15 protein-coding genes and 1 pseudogene are annotated in these 16,870 nt (G+C 72.9%); 8 read left to right on the top strand and 8 right to left on the bottom strand.

The window, feature by feature from the left end; genetic code table 11:
* Positions 1-52: 52 nt before the first annotated feature.
* Complete coding sequence (locus ACFWUZ_RS31305; protein WP_384380548.1) at positions 53-760, top strand: uridine kinase; 708 nt, start codon at positions 53-55, stop codon at positions 758-760.
* A 300-nt stretch (positions 761-1,060) separates the two neighbouring features.
* On the opposite strand, the gene ACFWUZ_RS31310 is transcribed toward ACFWUZ_RS31305, so the two are convergent.
* On the bottom strand, positions 1,061-1,756 hold the full coding sequence (locus tag ACFWUZ_RS31310; protein ID WP_384380417.1) for a SigE family RNA polymerase sigma factor: 696 nt from the start codon (positions 1,754-1,756) through the stop codon (positions 1,061-1,063).
* A gap of 173 nt (positions 1,757-1,929) precedes the next feature.
* On the opposite strand from ACFWUZ_RS31310, the gene afsQ1 reads away from it, so the two are divergent.
* The 4 genes and pseudogenes from afsQ1 to ACFWUZ_RS31330 all read left to right on the top strand — a co-directional run bounded on the left by afsQ1 (position 1,930) and on the right by ACFWUZ_RS31330 (position 5,355).
* Entirely contained in the window at positions 1,930-2,607 is a 678-nt protein-coding gene (gene afsQ1, locus ACFWUZ_RS31315) for a two-component system response regulator AfsQ1 (RefSeq protein WP_063754818.1), read from the top strand.
* Positions 2,604-4,088, top strand: coding sequence for an ATP-binding protein (locus tag ACFWUZ_RS31320; RefSeq protein ID WP_384380420.1), 1,485 nt, complete (start codon positions 2,604-2,606; stop codon positions 4,086-4,088). The genes afsQ1 and ACFWUZ_RS31320 overlap by 4 nt, the downstream gene beginning before the upstream one ends.
* Complete coding sequence (locus ACFWUZ_RS31325; RefSeq protein WP_384380423.1) at positions 4,072-4,719, top strand: hypothetical protein; 648 nt, start codon at positions 4,072-4,074, stop codon at positions 4,717-4,719. The genes ACFWUZ_RS31320 and ACFWUZ_RS31325 overlap by 17 nt, the downstream gene beginning before the upstream one ends.
* Before the next feature lie 304 nt (positions 4,720-5,023).
* A pseudogene (locus tag ACFWUZ_RS31330) lies at positions 5,024-5,355 on the top strand (hypothetical protein).
* Between the two features lie 253 nt (positions 5,356-5,608).
* On the opposite strand, the gene ACFWUZ_RS31335 reads toward ACFWUZ_RS31330, so the two are convergent.
* The 3 genes from ACFWUZ_RS31335 to ACFWUZ_RS31345 all read right to left on the bottom strand — a co-directional run bounded on the left by ACFWUZ_RS31335 (position 5,609) and on the right by ACFWUZ_RS31345 (position 8,732).
* Positions 5,609-7,264 (bottom strand): phospho-sugar mutase, encoded by a 1,656-nt coding sequence (locus ACFWUZ_RS31335; protein WP_384380425.1) that lies wholly within the window; start codon positions 7,262-7,264, stop codon positions 5,609-5,611.
* A gap of 35 nt (positions 7,265-7,299) precedes the next feature.
* Complete coding sequence (locus tag ACFWUZ_RS31340; protein ID WP_384380428.1) at positions 7,300-8,106, bottom strand: purine-nucleoside phosphorylase; 807 nt, start codon at positions 8,104-8,106, stop codon at positions 7,300-7,302.
* A gap of 188 nt (positions 8,107-8,294) precedes the next feature.
* Entirely contained in the window at positions 8,295-8,732 is a 438-nt protein-coding gene (locus tag ACFWUZ_RS31345; protein ID WP_069921661.1) for a gamma-glutamylcyclotransferase, read from the bottom strand.
* Between the two features lie 173 nt (positions 8,733-8,905).
* Here ACFWUZ_RS31345 and ACFWUZ_RS31350 point away from each other — a divergent pair, with 173 nt between their 5' ends.
* Both ACFWUZ_RS31350 and ACFWUZ_RS31355 read left to right on the top strand, forming a co-directional pair.
* Positions 8,906-10,345 carry an NAD(P)H-quinone dehydrogenase gene (locus ACFWUZ_RS31350; RefSeq protein WP_384380433.1) on the top strand — a complete coding sequence of 480 codons (1,440 nt, stop codon included), beginning with the start codon at positions 8,906-8,908 and terminating at the stop codon, positions 10,343-10,345.
* A 175-nt stretch (positions 10,346-10,520) separates the two neighbouring features.
* Positions 10,521-11,468, top strand: a complete 948-nt coding sequence (locus ACFWUZ_RS31355) for a DeoR/GlpR family DNA-binding transcription regulator (RefSeq protein WP_384380436.1) — start codon at positions 10,521-10,523, stop codon at positions 11,466-11,468.
* 81 nt (positions 11,469-11,549) lie between these two features.
* On the opposite strand, the gene ACFWUZ_RS31360 is transcribed toward ACFWUZ_RS31355, so the two are convergent.
* Positions 11,550-13,313: an acetyl/propionyl/methylcrotonyl-CoA carboxylase subunit alpha gene (locus ACFWUZ_RS31360; protein ID WP_384380438.1), complete on the bottom strand. Its 1,764-nt coding sequence runs from the start codon at positions 13,311-13,313 to the stop codon at positions 11,550-11,552.
* Between the two features lie 377 nt (positions 13,314-13,690).
* Between ACFWUZ_RS31360 and ACFWUZ_RS31365 the strand changes: the two genes are divergently transcribed.
* On the top strand, positions 13,691-14,149 hold the full coding sequence (locus ACFWUZ_RS31365) for a hypothetical protein (protein ID WP_384380441.1): 459 nt from the start codon (positions 13,691-13,693) through the stop codon (positions 14,147-14,149).
* Here the strand turns inward: ACFWUZ_RS31365 and ACFWUZ_RS31370 are convergent.
* The 3 genes from ACFWUZ_RS31370 to ACFWUZ_RS31380 all read right to left on the bottom strand — a co-directional run bounded on the left by ACFWUZ_RS31370 (position 14,130) and on the right by ACFWUZ_RS31380 (position 16,837).
* Positions 14,130-14,750 carry a nucleoside triphosphate pyrophosphatase gene (locus ACFWUZ_RS31370; protein WP_384380444.1) on the bottom strand — a complete coding sequence of 207 codons (621 nt, stop codon included), beginning with the start codon at positions 14,748-14,750 and terminating at the stop codon, positions 14,130-14,132. The two genes, ACFWUZ_RS31365 and ACFWUZ_RS31370, sit on opposite strands and share 20 nt — an antisense overlap.
* Before the next feature lie 52 nt (positions 14,751-14,802).
* On the bottom strand, positions 14,803-14,940 hold the full coding sequence (gene mmpB / locus ACFWUZ_RS31375; RefSeq protein WP_384380447.1) for a morphogenic membrane protein MmpB: 138 nt from the start codon (positions 14,938-14,940) through the stop codon (positions 14,803-14,805).
* 97 nt (positions 14,941-15,037) lie between these two features.
* Positions 15,038-16,837, bottom strand: a complete 1,800-nt coding sequence (locus ACFWUZ_RS31380) for a serine/threonine-protein kinase (protein ID WP_384380450.1) — start codon at positions 16,835-16,837, stop codon at positions 15,038-15,040.
* Positions 16,838-16,870: the final 33 nt, after the last annotated feature.

Consider the following 16,870-nt stretch of genomic DNA (forward strand, 5'->3'; position numbering starts at 1 on the left):
GATCCTCGCCTGTGGTCGTAGTCGCGTGCGCACGCAGCGTAGTTGAGGTGTGATCCTGGATACCAACCGGCCACCTGGAGGATCCCCTACCCGGGGGAATGGTTCAGACTGGTGTCCCGTGAGCTCCTCCTCTCCTTCACCGACCCGCGTCGTCCTGCTGACCGGTCCGTCGGGCTCCGGCAAGTCCTCCCTGGCCGCCCGTTCGGGGCTGCCCGTGCTGCGCCTCGACGACTTCTACAAGGAGGGCGACGACCCCACCCTCCCGCTGGTGGCGGGCAGCCGCGACATCGACTGGGACTCCCCGCGGTCCTGGGACGCGGACGCGGCGGTCGCCGCGATCGCACAACTGTGCGCGACGGGCCGGACGGAGGTGCCGGTGTACGACATCGCCACGTCGTCGCGGGCCGGGACCGAGACCCTGGACATCGCGCGGTCGCCGCGGACCCCGCTGTTCATCGCCGAGGGCATCTTCGCCGCCGACATCGCGGCGCGGTGTCAGGAGCTGGGGCTGCTGGCCGACGCGATCTGCCTGCGGGGGCGGCCCGCCACGACCTTCCGCCGGCGGCTGGCCCGTGATCTGCGCGAGGGGCGCAAGTCCGTTCCGTTCCTGCTGCGCAGGGGCTGGCGCCTGATGCGGGCCGAGCGGGGCATCGTGGCCCGGCACGTCGGGCTGGGCGCGTACGCCTGCGCCCGCGACGAAGCCCTCGGGCGGCTGGCCGCCGCCGCGGCGGGCCGTCACCGCACCGCCGCCCGCGCCTGACGGCTGCCGCCGGGGCTGGACGCGGACGGGGCTCCGCCTGCCCGGGCCGGGCGCCGCCGGGGCTCCGCCCCGGACCCCGCGCCTCAAACGCCGGCGGGGCCGGGTGCGGCCCGGGTCCCCGTGCCCCGCGGGGCGGTGGCGCTGGGTTCGGGTCGGCCCGGATGTGCCCGCGGACGCGAAAAGGCGGGATCACGCGGACCCCCGACCGCTTGATCCCGCCTCTTCCCCCCGCGGCCCCCGTCCCACCCCCGTAGGACGGGCCCCCCGGCCCGATGGTTCTCGGTGTGCCGCCTCGCGCGGCTACGCGACGAGCTCCTCGAAGGACTCCGCCTCGTCGTTGCCGAAGCTCAGCGCCTCGTCGTCGCGCAGGCGGCGCAGCGAGCGCCAGATGCTCGACTTCACCGTGCCGACGCTGATGCCCAGGATCTCCGCGATCTCCGGGTCCGTGCGGCCCTCGTAGTACCGGAGCACCAGCATCGTGCGCTGCGGCTCCGGGATGCGGGCCAGTGCCTGCCACAGCACCGCCCGGAGCTCCGTGCCGCGCATCGCGTCGGTGTCGGAGGCCGTCTCCGGCAGCTCCTCCGTCGGGTACTCGTTGAGCTTGCGCCGGCGCCACGCGCTGATGTGCAGGTTCGTCATGGTGCGCCGCAGGTAGCCGCCGACGGCCGCCTTGTCGGTGATGCGGTCCCACGCCCGGTACGTCGAGAACAGCGCGCTCTGCAGCAGGTCCTCGGCCTCGTGCCGGTCCCCGGTGAGGTGGAAGGCCGTCGCGTAGAGCGCGGCCCGGCGCTCCTGCACGTACGCCGTGAACTCCGCCTCGGACGTGGAGGACGGGGCGGGCTGTGCGGGAACCGCCTGGTACTGGTTCGCGTCAATGGCTACGACGTGCACCGGCCGCGGACGGGCGACCGTCACCGTACGGACACCCGCCCGGCGGTTCACATCGTGCAGCCGCGTGACAACCGCGCCGGTCGTGGTGCTGTGCAGCGTGTTCATCTCGCGCCCCCCGTCGTGGAGTCTGCTTCGGTCCGTCGTGCGTTGGTAGAAGCCTGCCCACCTGACATAACCGGGGTGTCCGCCGACTGTCACAGGCCTGTCACAGCGGCCGTGTCCGGATCTCCGCCGCGCGAAGGTCGAAGTCCCGAGCGGGGATGGGACAGAATGAGCCCGTGCCCTTCCTGTTGCTGATCGAGGACGACGACGCCATCCGCACGGCCCTCGAACTCTCCCTGTCTCGCCAGGGCCACCGAGTGGCCACCGCGGCGACGGGCGAGGACGGCCTGAAACTGCTGCGCGAGCAGCGGCCGGATCTCATCGTGCTGGACGTGATGCTGCCGGGGATCGACGGTTTCGAGGTGTGCCGGCGGATCCGCCGCACCGACCAGCTGCCGATCATCCTGCTCACCGCGCGCAGCGACGACATCGACGTGGTGGTCGGACTGGAGTCCGGTGCCGACGACTACGTGGTCAAGCCCGTCCAGGGCCGGGTGCTCGACGCCCGGATCCGGGCCGTGCTGCGCCGCGGCGAGCGCGAGTCCAGCGACTCCGCGAGCTTCGGGTCCCTCGTCATCGACCGGGCCGCGATGACGGTGACGAAGAACGGCGAGGACCTCCAGCTCACCCCGACGGAACTGCGGCTGCTGCTGGAACTGAGCCGGCGGCCCGGCCAGGCGCTCTCCCGGCAGCAGTTGCTGCGGCTCGTCTGGGAGCACGACTACCTCGGCGACTCCCGGCTCGTCGACGCCTGCGTGCAGCGACTGCGTGCCAAGGTCGAGGACGTGCCGTCCTCACCCACCCTGATCCGTACCGTCCGCGGTGTCGGCTACCGCCTGGACTCCCCGCAGTGATCCCCGCGCTGCTCGCCGGCCGGCGCTGGACCAGCCTGCGGCTGCGGCTCCTCATCGTGTTCGCGCTGGTCGCGCTGACGGCCGCGGTCTCGGCCTCCGGGATCGCGTACTGGCTCAACCGGGAGGCGGTCCTCACCCGGGTCCAGGAGGCGGCCCTCGGCGACTTCCGGCAGGAGATGCAGAACCGGGCGGCCGCGCTGCCCGTCGACCCGACCCCGGAGGAGCTGCAGCGCACCGCCGAGCTGATGGCGGGCAGCAGCCCCGGGTACAGCGTGCTGCTGGTGCACGAGGACAAGGGCCAGCAGGTGTTCGGCGCGGCGGGCCCCGATTCCTTCCGGCTGGCCGACGTACCGAAGTCCCTCCAGAACGCGGTCGACGACGAGCAGAAGTCGACCACGGCCAACGACGCCGAGTACCACATGTACTGGCAGCGGACGAAGCCGCGCGGCAATCCGTACCTGGTCGGCGGAACGCGGATCGTGGGCGGAGGGCCGACCGGCTACATGTACAAGTCCCTCGCGCAGGAGCGGGACGACCTGAACGCGCTCGGCTGGTCGCTGACCATCGCGACGGGCCTGGCGCTGCTCGGTTCGGCCCTGCTGGCGCAGGCCGCGGCCCGTACCGTCCTCAAGCCCGTGCAGCGGCTGGGTGACGCGGCGCGGCGGCTCGGCGAGGGGGAGCTGGACCACCGGCTGGACGTGTCGGGGACCGACGAACTCGCCGACCTGTCGCACACCTTCAACAAGACGGCCGAGGCGCTGGAGAAGAAGGTCGCCGACATGAGCGCGCGGGAGGAGTCGAGCCGGCGTTTCGTCGCGGACATGTCCCACGAACTGCGCACCCCGCTGACCGCGTTGACGGCCGTCGCCGAGGTGCTGGAGGAAGAGGTCGACGACGTCGACCCGATGATCGCACCGGCGGTGGCGCTGGTGGTCAGCGAGACCCGGCGGCTCAACGACCTCGTGGAGAACCTGATGGAGGTCACCCGCTTCGACGCGGGCACCGCCCGGCTGGTGCTCGACGACGTGGACGTCGCCGACCAGGTCACGGCCTGCATCGACGCGCGGGCCTGGCTGGACGCGGTCGAACTCGACGCCGACCGCGGCATCGTGGCGCGCCTCGACCCGCGCCGTCTCGACGTCATCCTGGCCAACCTGATCGGCAACGCCCTCAAGCACGGCGGTTCGCCGGTGCGGGTCTCCGTGGTCGTGGAGGAGGAGTGGCTGGTCATCGCGGTCCAGGACAACGGTCCGGGCATCCCGCAGGAGGTCCTGCCGCACGTCTTCGACCGGTTCTACAAGGCGAGCGCCTCCCGGCCGAAGTCGGACGGCAGCGGGCTGGGCCTGTCGATCGCCATGGAGAACGCGCACATCCACGGCGGTGACATCACCGCCGCCAACGGCGCGGAGGGCGGGGCCCTGTTCACGCTGCGGCTCCCGATGGACGTGGGGAAGGTGATCGCGGGTGACGAGGACGCGTAAGGTCCGGACGGTGGCGCCGGCCCTGGTCGTGCTGGTCGCCTTGGGCGTCCTGCCGGGCTGCGGCATCCGGGCGACGACGGTCCCCGTGGACGTGGGCCCGGCGCCGTCCCGGGTGTCCTGCGACACCCCGGCGCAGTCGGGCGGGCAGACTCCGGTGCAGGGCTTCCGGGCCACGCTGGAACTGATCTGCGGATCGCAGCTGGTCGGCGTGGACCGGGTGGTCCCGGTACCCGAGAAGCGGGTCGTACGGGATCCCGTGGCGCTCGTCGCGCAGGCACTGCTGGAGGCGCTGGAGCGGACGCCCTCGGCGGAGGAGCGGGACGCCGGTTTCACCACCGGGGTGCCCTCGGGGCTGACGGCGGGCGAGCCGAGGCCGGGCGACCCGGCGGGCACGGTGCGGCTGAGCCGCAAGCCGGAGGACCTGCCGCCGGTGGCGCTCTCGCAGATCGTGTGCACCCTGGCGGGCAGCGAAGCGGTGTCGGCGGGGCCCGGCCCGGTGGTCCTGGGCGGGCCGGACGCGGATCCGCCGCGGGCCTGGGAGTGCACGGCCGCCGTGCGCTCCCGGCCGGAGTCGGTCCCGACGCTGGGCGAGATCGTCAGGCCGAGCCCCAGCCCGTCGCCGAGGGCGTGAGGCCGTATGCCGTCGCGTGGCGCGGGCCCGCCATCTCCTCCTCGACGGGTCGGGGACTGGTCGGCGGCTGCCCACCCGCCCCCGTCCGCGGGCCGGGTGACGGACCGAGGAGCGGGCCATCAGCGATGGACGACCCAGTACCAGCGGCCCAGCCGGACGCGACGGTCGGTGTAGATCCACCGGCCGCCGCCGGGGCCGTCCTCGACCAGCTCCCCGATCTGGGCGGTGCTCACCGGGCACCGCCCGCGCGGGAGATGTTGGAGGCCGCGGTGGTCCACTCGATTCCTCCGTCAGGTGGGCGGAGGTGGGTGATGAGCAGTGGAACGACGCCGTCCTGATCTGGCGCTGTCACCAGATGGGCCACGAGGTACGCCCCTGCTCTGCGGCCATCGGCCTCGGCAGCCACGACCTGGGAGTCGCCACCGCCTCGGCGGACCTCTACCGCTCCGGCCCCTTCCCCGTGGTCGTGCTCAGCGGGGGCAACAGCCCGACCACCGCGGCCCGCCTCCCACGCGGCGAGGCATCGAGTACCCGAAGCTCGGCTTCGCCATCGAGCAAGACGTACCCGAGGATGTCCACGACGCCTACGAGCGGCTTCTGCACTCCGGATTCGACAGCCGGCTCATCAACTCCTGACCGGCCATCGGCCCCGCTGGGCTCGTGGTCTGGGTACTGCGGCCGTCGCGGGTGCAGAGGTGGGCAACCGCCAGGTGGCTCCTGCGGGACAGGACCGGGCAGACGCTCACCACAGACTCCGGTACGGCGGGGCATCGTCGTGACGTGGGGGCGAACGTCCAGAGGGCGGGGCCCTCGGTGCGCAGCGGCTGCGGACGGCGACGGCCCCCCGGGCCGGACGGGGCTCGGGGGGCCGTCGGACTGGTGGGGCGGGCTAGATGCCCGCCGCGGCGGCCAGGTCCTTCTTGATCGCGTCCAGGATCTCCTGGCCGCGGGTGCGGGCCGGGGCGAGGTCGCCGGCCCCGGCCACCGGGACCACGACCTCCAGGTAGCACTTCAGCTTCGGCTCCGTGCCGGACGGGCGGACGATCACCCGGGCCTTGTAGGCGCCGTCCAGGTAGTAGCGCAGGCCGTCCGTGGGCGGCAGGGTCCGCGTGCCCCGGTTCAGGTCCTCGGCCGAGACCACCCGCAGGCCGGCCAGCGAGACCGGGGGCTGCGCGCGCAGCGCCGCCATCGCCGAGGCGATGACCGACAGGTCCGAGACGCGGACCGACAGCTGGTCGGTGGCGTGCAGGCCGTGGGCCGTCGCCAGGTCGTCCAGCAGGTCGGTCAGGGTGCGGCCCTGCTCCTTCAGCTCCGAGGCCAGCTCCGCCACCAGCAGGGCGGCGGTGACGCCGTCCTTGTCGCGGACGCCCTCGGGGTCCACGCAGTAGCCGAGCGCCTCCTCGTAGCCGTAGCGCAGGCCCTCCACGCGGGCGATCCACTTGAAGCCCGTCAGGGTCTCCTCGTAGCCCACGCCCGCCGCCTCCGCGATCCGGCCCAGGAGGCTGGAGGAGACGATGGACTCGGCGAAGACGCCCTGCGCCCCCTTGCGCACCAGGTGGGCCGCCAGCAGCGCGCCGACCTCGTCGCCGCGCAGCATCCGCCAGCCGGTCGCGGCGGTGCCGTCCGGGACGGCCACCGCGCAGCGGTCCGCGTCCGGGTCGTTGGCGATCACGATGTCCGGGTTCACCTCGACGGCCTTCGCGAAGGACAGGTCCATCGCACCCGGCTCCTCCGGGTTGGGGAAGGCCACCGTGGGGAAGGCCGGGTCCGGCTCGGCCTGCTCGGCGACCAGCACCGGCTCCGGGAAGCCGTGCCGGGCGAAGGCCGCCATGACGACGTCCTTGCCGACGCCGTGCATGGCCGTGTAGACGGTCCGTACGCCCCGGGGGGACCCGGGGGTCAGGACGGCGTCCGTACGGGCCAGGTAGGCCTCCAGGACCTCGTCGCCGAGGTCTTCCCAGCCGGACTCCGGACGCGGGACCGAGGCGAGGGTCTCCACACGGGCGATCTCCGCCGCGATCCCGGTGTCCGCGGGGGAGACGATCTGCGAGCCGTCGCCGAGGTAGACCTTGTAGCCGTTGTCCCGGGGAGGGTTGTGGCTCGCGGTCACCTCGACGCCGGCGACGGCACCGAGGTGCCTTATGGCGTACGCGAGGACGGGCGTCGGCAGCGGACGGGGCAGGACGGCCGCACGCAGCCCGGCACCGGTCATCACGGCCGCGGTGTCGCGGGCGAAGTCGGCCGACTTGTAGCGCGCGTCGTAGCCGACGACGACCAGGCCGCCGGCGTGGCCCTGGGCCTTCAGGTAGGCCGCGAGGCCCGCCGCGGCACGGATGACCACGGAGCGGTTCATCCGCATCGGGCCCGCGCCGATCTCGCCGCGCAGCCCGGCGGTGCCGAACTGGAGCGTGCCCGAGAAGCGGTCCGCGAGCTCGGCGGTGTCGCCCGCCTCGATGAGCTTCGCGAGTTCCGCCGCGGTCTCCGGGTCCGGGTCCTCCGCCAGCCAGGCCTGCGCCCGGGTGATCAGGTCGTCCTGTTCCTGCACTACTTCCGCCTTACCTCTCGTACGGGCCCCGTGCCTCAGATGCGGGCGAGGACCTGGGTCAGCAGCTTGCCCATGCGCGCGGCCGAGTCACGGCCGGCCTGGAGCACCTCTTCGTGGTTGAGCGGCTCGCCGGAGATGCCCGCCGCCAGGTTGGTGACCAGGGAGATGCCCAGCACCTCGGCGCCGGCCTCGCGGGCGGCGATGGCCTCCAGCACGGTGGACATGCCGACCAGGTCGGCGCCCATCACGCGGATCATGTTGATCTCGGCCGGGGTCTCGTAGTGCGGGCCGGGGAACTGCACGTAGACGCCCTCTTCGAGGGTCTCGTCGATCTCCTTGCACATCGCGCGCAGGCGCGGCGAGTACAGGTCGGTGAGGTCCACGAAGTTCGCGCCGATGATCGGCGAGGTGGCCGTGAGGTTGATGTGGTCGCTGATCAGGACGGGCTGGCCGGGCTGCATGCCCTCGCGCAGACCGCCGCAGCCGTTGGTCAGCACGACGGTCTTGCAGCCGGCCGCGACGGCGGTGCGCACGCCGTGGGCGACGGCGGCGACGCCGCGGCCCTCGTAGTAGTGGGTCCGGCCGAGGAAGAGCAGCGCGCGCTTGTCGCCGATCTTGTACGAGCGGACCTTGCCGCCGTGGCCCTCGACGGCGGGGGGCGGGAAGCCGGGCAGCTCGGTGACGGGGAACTCGGCCTCGGGGGCGCCCAGCGCCTCGGCGGCGGGGGCCCAGCCGGAGCCCATGACGAGGGCCACGTCGTGGGTCTCGGCGCCGGTGAGCTCACGCAGACGCGCGGCGGCGGCGTCTGCGGCAGCGTGGGGATCGGTAACAGATGCGTTCACGCGGACGAGCGTAACCGCTGGATCCCTACGCGCGTAGATGGCACAGCTCACGGTGTTCGGATCGTTGCCTTGTCGTTTCCGCCGAATCGTCCCCGACGGGCGTTACGGGGCCTGCGGCGGAGCTGCCGGGGGCGGGGCCCGCACGGCCCGGCACGGCGGCGGCCCGGCCCGGCGGAGGCCCGGCGGGGTCAGCAGGGGCGCTTGCGCAGTTCCATCACGTAGTCGTGCGGGGCGCCGGCGGATTCCGCGGCGTCGGCGATCTCGCCCAGGTAGCGCGCCGAGGGCAGCCCGCCCTCGTATCCGTTCAGGACGTACACCCAGGCCGCCTCCTCGCCGTCCAGGGTGTGGACGCGCACCCGCATGCGGCGGTAGATGTCGAGCCCGACGCCCTCCCAGCGGTCCATCGAGTCCTCGTCCAGCGGCGCGATGTCGTAGAGGGCGACGAAGACCTGGTGGCGGGGGGCTTCGACGATCGTGGCGAGCGCGCCCTCCCAGCCCATCTGCTCGCCGCCGAAGGTCAGCCGCCAGTCGTTGATCCAGCCCGTGCCGCGCAGCGGCGAATGGGGTGCGCGGCGCGTCATCAGCCGCGGGTCGAGGTTGCCGGCGTACGCGGCGTAGAGCGACATGAGGTCGAGGGTACGGGAGGGGTGGCCGTGGCCGCGTGCCCGGATGGAGGGACCAGGCGCGAAGCACCTTGGAGCGTGCGGGACAATGGGGCACGGAATGCATCCCCCGGGGAGACCCCCCGGACCCCCGGCCGGGGCGGCAGCCGGCCGGGTAGACGTGAGGCGGACTTTTCGTGACCCGGATCGTGATCATCGGCGGCGGACCCGGCGGGTACGAGGCGGCCCTGGTAGGGGCCCAGCTCGGCGCGGAGGTGACCGTCGTGGACTGCGACGGTCTGGGCGGGGCCTCGGTCCTGACCGACTGCGTACCCTCCAAGACTCTTATCGCGACCGCCGAGGTGATGACCACCTTCGACTCGTCCTACGAAGAGCTCGGCATCGTCGTCGCGGACGACACCCCGCACATCGAGCAGGCCGCGCGCGTCGTCGGCGTGGACCTCGGCAAGGTGAACCGGCGCGTCAAGCGCCTCGCGCTCGCCCAGTCGCACGACATCACCGCCTCCGTCACCCGGGCCGGCGCCCGTGTGGTGCGCGGCCGCGGCAAGCTGGGCGGCCCGCAGGGGATCGACGGCACCCGGGACGTGATCGTCACGGCTGCCGACGGCTCCGAGCAGATCCTGACGGCCGATGCGGTGCTGATCGCGACCGGCGGACACCCGCGCGAGATCCCCGACGCGATGCCCGACGGCGAGCGCATCCTGAACTGGACGCAGGTCTACGACCTGGAGGAGCTCCCGGAGGAGCTCATCGTGGTCGGCTCCGGTGTGACCGGCGCCGAGTTCGCCGGCGCGTACCAGGCCCTCGGCTCCCGGGTGACCCTGGTGTCCTCCCGCGACCGGGTGCTGCCGGGTGAGGACCCCGACGCGGCCGCCGTCCTGGAGGACGTGTTCCGCCGCCGCGGCATGAACGTGATCTCGCGGGCCCGCGCCGAGTCCGCGAAGCGGGTCGGCGACCGGGTGGAGGTGACCCTCGCCGACGGCCGGGTCATCTCCGGCACGCACTGCCTGATGGCGGTCGGCGCGATCCCCAACACGGCGAACATGAACCTGGAGGAGTCCGGGGTCCGGCTGAAGGAGTCCGGCCACATCTGGACCGACAAGGTCTCCCGCACCTCCTCGCCCGGTGTGTACGCGGCCGGTGACGTCACGGGCGTCTTCGCCCTCGCGTCGGTCGCGGCGATGCAGGGCCGCATCGCGATGTACCACTTCCTCGGCGACGCGGTGGCGCCGCTGAACCTCAAGACGGTGTCGTCGAACGTCTTCACCGACCCGGAGATCGCCACCGTCGGCTACACCCAGGCCGACGTGGACTCCGGCAAGATCGACGCCCGTGTGGTGAAGCTCCCGCTGCTGCGCAACGCGCGCGCCAAGATGCAGGGCATCCGGGACGGCTTCGTGAAGCTGTTCTGCCGTCCCGGCACCGGCATCGTCGTCGGCGGCGTGGTCGTGTCCCCCCGCGCGAGCGAGCTCATCCACCCCATCTCGATCGCGGTCGACAACAATCTGACGGTCGAGCAGATCGCAAACGCGTTCACCGTGTACCCCTCGCTGTCGGGATCGATCGCCGAGGTGGCACGGCAGCTGCACGCACGGAAGGCCGACGGAGAGGCCTGATCGGCACGAACCGCCGCACACCGTACGGGTTTTGGGGCGGGGCGCCGCGGTCCCGCCGGGTGTTCCCGCACTCGGCGGACCGCGTATACCACTGGTCGCCCCACCTTATGGACAACTTCGGTATTCCGGCGCAAAGAGCTGAAAGCAGACGGTCGTTGGGGTTACTGTCAGTTTCGTGTTCGCTGCAGAACGTCGCCAATTGATCCTCGAAATGGTGCGGGCCAACGGAGCGGTATCGCTCCGGGAGCTCGCCCGCGTCGTCCAGACCTCCGAAGTGACCGTACGGCGGGACGTGCGGGCACTGGAGGCAGAAGGACTCCTCGACCGCCGGCACGGCGGTGCGGTATTGCCGGGCGGTTTCACGCGGGAGTCCGGCTTTCCGCAAAAGTCCCATCTCGCGACGGCGGAGAAGACCGCCATTGCCGATGTCGCCGCGAGCCTCGTCGAAGAGGGCGAGGCCGTGGTCGTCGGCGCGGGCACCACGACCCAGGAGCTGGCCCGCCGGCTCGCCCGGGTGCCCGGACTGACCGTCGTCACCAACTCGCTGCTCGTCGCCCAGGCCCTGGCGCACGCCAACCGGGTCGAGGTGGTGATGACCGGCGGGACGCTGCGCGGATCCAACTACGCCCTCGTCGGCAGCGGGGCCGAGCAGTCCCTCCAGGGCCTGCGGGTCTCCCGGGCCTTCCTGTCGGGCAGCGGGCTGACCGCCGAGCGCGGGCTCTCCACGTCCAACATGCTCTCCGCGAGCGTGGACCGGGCACTGGTGCAGGCGGCCGCCGAGGTGGTGGTGCTGGCCGATCACACGAAGCTCGGCACCGACACCATGTTCCAGACCGTGCCGACCGACGTGATGACGCGGCTGGTGACCGACGAGCCGCCCCCGCACGACGACCGAGCCGCCACCGAGTTGCAGGCGCTGGCCGACCAGGGCGTGCAGATCACCGTGGCCGGTGCGGCTGCCCCGGGCGGTGTGGACGGCATGCAGGGACGGCGCCCGCGCCGGGATTCGCCCCTGCCGGTGCAGCGGCGCGGCGGGCCCACGGCCCAGCTGCGCAGTGCGCCCGCCGGGATGCTGGATCCGCAGGCGGAGCGGGCCCGGGTCGCGGACATGCGCCGCCGCTAGCGCGTCGGGCAGGGAGACGAAGAACCGGCGGGGCCGCCGTGGTGGCGGCCCCGCCGGTTCTTCGTCTGCGTTTCGCGGACGTCAGTCCTTGATCTCGCAGATGGCGGCGCCGGAGGTGAGGGAAGCGCCGACTTCGGCGGTGAGGCCGACGATGGTGCCGGAGCGGTGCGCGTTGAGCGGCTGCTCCATCTTCATCGCTTCGAGTACGACGATCAGCTCGCCCTCGGTGACCTGCTGGCCTTCCTCGACGGCGACCTTGACGATGGTGCCCTGCATGGGGGAGGCGAGGGTGTCGCCGGAGGCGGCGGGGCCGGACTTCTTGGCGGCGCGCCGCTTGGGCTTGGCGCCGCCGGCGGCGGCGGTGCGGGCGAGGGTCATGCCCAGCGAGGAGGGCAGGGAGACCTCCAGGCGCTTCCCGCCGACCTCGACGACCACGGTCTCGCGGCCGGGCTCGTCCTCGGTGTCCTCGGCGGCCGGAGCCGTGAAGGCGGGGATCTCGTTGACGAACTCGGTTTCGATCCAGCGGGTGTAGACCGTGAAGGGCTTCCCGTCGGCGGGGGCGAAGGCCGGGTCGGTGACGACCGCACGGTGGAACGGGATGGCGGTGGCCATGCCCTCGATCTCGAACTCGGCCAGGGCGCGGGCGGCCCGCTGGAGGGCCTGCTCGCGGGTGGCGCCGGTGACGATCAGCTTCGCCAGCAGGGAGTCCCAGGCCGGGCCGATGACCGAACCGGACTCCACGCCCGCGTCGAGGCGGACGCCCGGGCCGGACGGGGCGGCGAACTTGGTGACCGTGCCGGGGGCGGGCAGGAAGCCCCGGCCCGGGTCCTCGCCGTTGATGCGGAACTCGATGGAGTGCCCGCGCAGGACCGGGTCGCCGTAGCCGAGCTCCTCGCCGTCGGCGATGCGGAACATCTCGCGGACCAGGTCGATGCCGGAGACCTCTTCGGTGACCGGGTGCTCGACCTGCAGGCGGGTGTTGACCTCCAGGAAGGAGATCAGGCCGTCCGCGGAGACCAGGAACTCGACCGTGCCGGCGCCGACGTAGCCGGCCTCCTTCAGGATCGCCTTCGAGGCGGCGTACAGCTCGGCGTTCTGGGCCTCGGTGAGGAACGGCGCCGGGGCCTCCTCGACGAGCTTCTGGTGACGGCGCTGGAGCGAGCAGTCACGGGTGGAGACGACGACCACGTTGCCGTGGCTGTCGGCCAGGCACTGGGTCTCGACGTGCCGCGGCTTGTCGAGGTAACGCTCGACGAAGCACTCGCCGCGGCCGAAGGCGGCCACGGCCTCGCGGACGGCGGAGTCGTACAGCTCCGGCACCTCTTCGAGGGTGCGGGCGACCTTCAGGCCGCGGCCGCCACCACCGAAGGCGGCCTTGATCGCGATGGGCAGGCCGTGTTCCTCCGCGAACGCGACGACCTCGTCGGCCCCGGAGACCGGGTCCGGCGTACCGGCGACGAGCGGCGCGCCGGCGCGCTGCGCGATGTGCCGGGCGGCGACCTTGTCGCCGAGGTCGCGGATGGCCTGGGGCGGCGGGCCGATCCAGGTCAGGCCCGCGTCGATGACGGCCTGGGCGAACTCCGCGTTCTCCGACAGGAAGCCGTATCCGGGATGGATGGCGTCCGCACCGGAATCGGCTGCCGCCTGGAGGACCTTGGAGATGTCCAGGTAGCTGGCGGCCGGGGTGTCACCGCCCAACGCGAAAGCTTCGTCGGCCGCGCGGACGTGCAGGGCGTCCCGGTCCGGATCGGCGTAGACGGCTACGCTCGCGATTCCGGCATCCCGGCAGGCCCGGGCAACGCGGACAGCGATTTCGCCACGGTTGGCGATGAGCACCTTGCGCACGATGGCTCCCTCCTTGAAACAAGCTGAGTTTAGGGACAGCCCACACGGCCTTACGACCCTTATCCAGTGGTGAGCTTGCCCACACGGAGTGTGATTCGAGTCGGTCTCCAGGCTGGAAAGCCCTTGTGGCGCCCCTCGTAAGGGGGGTCCCCGACTGCACAGTAGCCCTGTGGCATCGTCGGGGTCTCTGTCCCCCGGGCCAGCGGGTCCCGGCGATTCTTTGTCGAGTCCCTACGACGGCCCGCGAATTCTTTGCTTGATCGTCATCATGGACCCCCGCGGCAACGAAGGCGTCCGCACCCCCTTGTCCGCAGGTTTACCCGTTAGTAGCCTCCAGGGCGTCGAACAGGCTTGTGACGCGAGGGGGTGGGGACGTCGTGCTGCGAAGGCTCGTGGCCGCACTGGCCGCGATCGTGCTCGCGGGGGAAGCGGCAGTGCTCGTGCTCGTCCACGTCGTACTCGGCAGGACCACGGCCAACCAGTCGATGTCCATCGCGGGCAGCGACCCGGAGATCATGTCGAAGGCGACCTACGGGATGGGCGCGGGCACGGGAGCCTTCCTCCTGCTGTGCGCCGTGCTCCTCGCCCTCGCCGCGCTGCGCGACCGGGCCCCCGGCCGCCCCGCCCGGATCGTCCTCGTCGCCGCCGCCGTCACCCACGGCGTGCTCGGCACGCTCGCCGTGGCCCTCGTGGGGTGGGCCGCCTTCGTGGTGCTGATGCTGATCCTGTGCCTGCTCGTCCTGGTCCTGGTGCTCTACGCCGCCGGGCCCGGCCGGCCCGAGGTCCAGGACGCGCCGCCGCCTCCGCTCGGGGGGCTCAGGCCCACAAATCCGTGATGGATACACCCAGTTCACCGAGCAGGGACCGCAGCAGCGGCAGCGACAGACCGATCACGTTCCCGGGGTCCCCGTCGATGCCCTCGATGAACGGCGCCGACAGCCCGTCAAGAGTGAACGCCCCCGCCACGTGCAGCGGCTCCCCGCTCGCCACGTACGCCGCGACCTCGGCGTCCGTCGGCTCGCCGAACCGGACCGTCGTGGACGCCGTGGCCGAGACCTGACGCCCGCTCACCGTGTCGATCACGCAGTGCCCGGTGCGCAGCACGCCCGCCCGGCCGCGCATCGACTTCCAGCGCGCCGTGGCCTCCTCGGCGTCCGCCGGCTTGCCCAGGGCCTCGCCGTCCAGCTCCAGCACCGAGTCGCAGCCGATCACCAGGGCGCCCGCGGCCTCGTCCAGGGCCGCCACGACGCCCGCCTTCGCCTCCGCGAGCGCCAGCGCGAGGCGGGCCGGGTCGTCGTGGTCCAGCGTGTCCTCGTCGAAGCCGCTGACGATGACGTGCGGGGCGAGCCCGGCCTGGCGCAGCAGGTTCAGCCGGGCGGGGGAGGCGGAGGCGAGGACGAGCGTGCGCCCGTTCGCGGGCAGCGGGTCAACAGTCATGGGCCCATCGTAGGGGCGCGGCAGGACCCCCCGGCGGGAGCGGACGGGACCTCTAGAAGCCCGTGCCGCCGCCCAGCACGTACACCACCACGAGCATGGCCACGGCGATCACCACGGTCAGCCGCCGGATCATCGCCTGCGCGTCGCGCATGTCCTCGGGCGGCTCGTTCTTCGGGTCGGACCAGAGCATGTCCCGATCCTGGCCCCGGTGGCCGGTGCGGCGCCTGAGTACGGGTACTCAGGCGCCACCGTCCGTTCCCGCCATCTTTCCCGGGCCCGCAGGTCCCCTACGGCTTGGCGCCGGCGGGCTGCTTCCAGAGGGTGAGCTTGCCGGCGTAGGCGGGCGGGTCGTACGGCCGGCCCGTCGGCCTGACCTCGGTCACCTGGAACATCGCGAGATTGTTCTTGGAGGTCACCGAGCACAGGACGTCGCCCGCGACGATGGCGTCCTCCTCGATGAGCTGCGTGTTGGAGAGCTCCGCCGGCAGCGGCCCGGTGTCCACCGCCTGGCGGCAGACCTCGGGCGCCGTGCCGGGAGACTTGGCCATGGCCTTGCGGAAGCTCATGTTCTGCAGGATGTAGTAGAACTCCACGTCCTTGTCGCTGTTGTCGCCGTGCGGCATGACCTTGGGGGCGTCCAGGTCGACGGTGATCATCGAACCGGCCGGCGGCCCGATCAGCAGGGGCTTGTCCTGGAAGAGCACCTCGTACGAGGCGCTCGGGGCGGACTGCTGCGCGGAGGGCCGGCCGGAAGGCTGCGCGGGCTGCTGCCCCGGGTCCTGCTGCGCCGGGTCACCCTTCTGCTGGTCCTGAGGCCGCTCCGCCGGGGACCTGTCCCGGGCGCCGTCCTCGGCGCCCGACCCGCCCGACAGCGCCCACGCGACGCCCCCGATCACGGCGATCAGGGCCACGGCCGCCCCGACGAGCAGGCCCCGCTTCCCGCGTGCGCCGGAGCCGCCCGGCGGGGCGGGCGGGGCCGGCGGGAAGTGCGGAGGCTGCGCGGGGCCCTGGGTCGGCGCGCCGTGCACCGGCGGGGCGCCGGCCCCGGGTCCCGCCCCTGCCGCCTGCGTGGGGACGTAGGTGGGGCTGTACGCGGGCGGGGCGCCCGCCGGGCCGCCGGGCAGGCCCGCCGCCGGAAGCCGCTCCAGCTCCGCCTCCCGCGCCGCGACCGCCGCGGCCCAGGGCTCCGGCAGCCAGCCCGTGAGGTCGGCGGCCTCGCGGCCCGCGAAGCGCTCGCACAGGCGCGCCAGTTCGGCGGGCGCCGGCCGGGCCGCGGGGTCCGCGGCGAGCGTGCCCTCCAGCAGCGGCCGCAGCCAGTCGGGGTAACCCGACAGGTCCGGCGGGTGCTGGGCGGTGTTGGCGATCTGCGTCGCCACCGTCAGGGCGCTGCCCTCGCCGTACGGATGGCGGCCCGTCGCGGCGACGGCGGCGATCAGTCCGAGCGAGAACACGTCGCAGGCCGCGGTGAGGTCCCCGCCGACGCCCTGTTCGGGCGACATGAACTGCGGGGTGCCGATGAAGCCCCCGCTGCGGGTGAGGCGCGTGTTCTCGGCGGCGCGCGCGATGCCGAAGTCGATGACCCACGGCCCGTCCGCGGCCAGCATGATGTTGCCGGGCTTCAGGTCCCGGTGGACGATCCCCGCCGCGTGCACGGACTCCAGCGCCCGCGCCACGCACGCCACCAGCTGCAGGGCCGCGGGCAGCGGCAGCGGCCCGAAGGCGTCCAGCGCCTCGTCCAGCGGAAGGCCCGGCACGTACGCGGTGGCCAGCCACGGCTGCTCGCCCTGCGTGTCGAAGTCCAGTACGGGCACGAGGTGGTAGCCGCGCACCTGCTGCGCGGCCTTCACCTCCTGCTCGAAGCGGCGCCGGAACTCCGCGTCGCCGGCGTACTCGCGGCGGATCATCTTCAGCGCCACCGGCCGGCTGCCCCGCGTACGGGAGAGGTAGACGGAACCCATGCCGCCCTCGCCGATCCGCGCGAGCAGCCCGTATCCGGCGATCTCCCGCGGATCGCCCGCCGCCAGCGGACGCAGTGCAGCGTGCCCGGCCCCGGCCCCGTGATCCGACCCGTTGTTCGTCCCGTTCATGACATCCGCCCCCCGTGGTCCTGCGAAGACCAA

It is taken from the genome of Streptomyces sp. NPDC058646, assembly GCF_042716875.1.
In the GTDB taxonomy this organism is placed as follows: domain Bacteria; phylum Actinomycetota; class Actinomycetes; order Streptomycetales; family Streptomycetaceae; genus Streptomyces.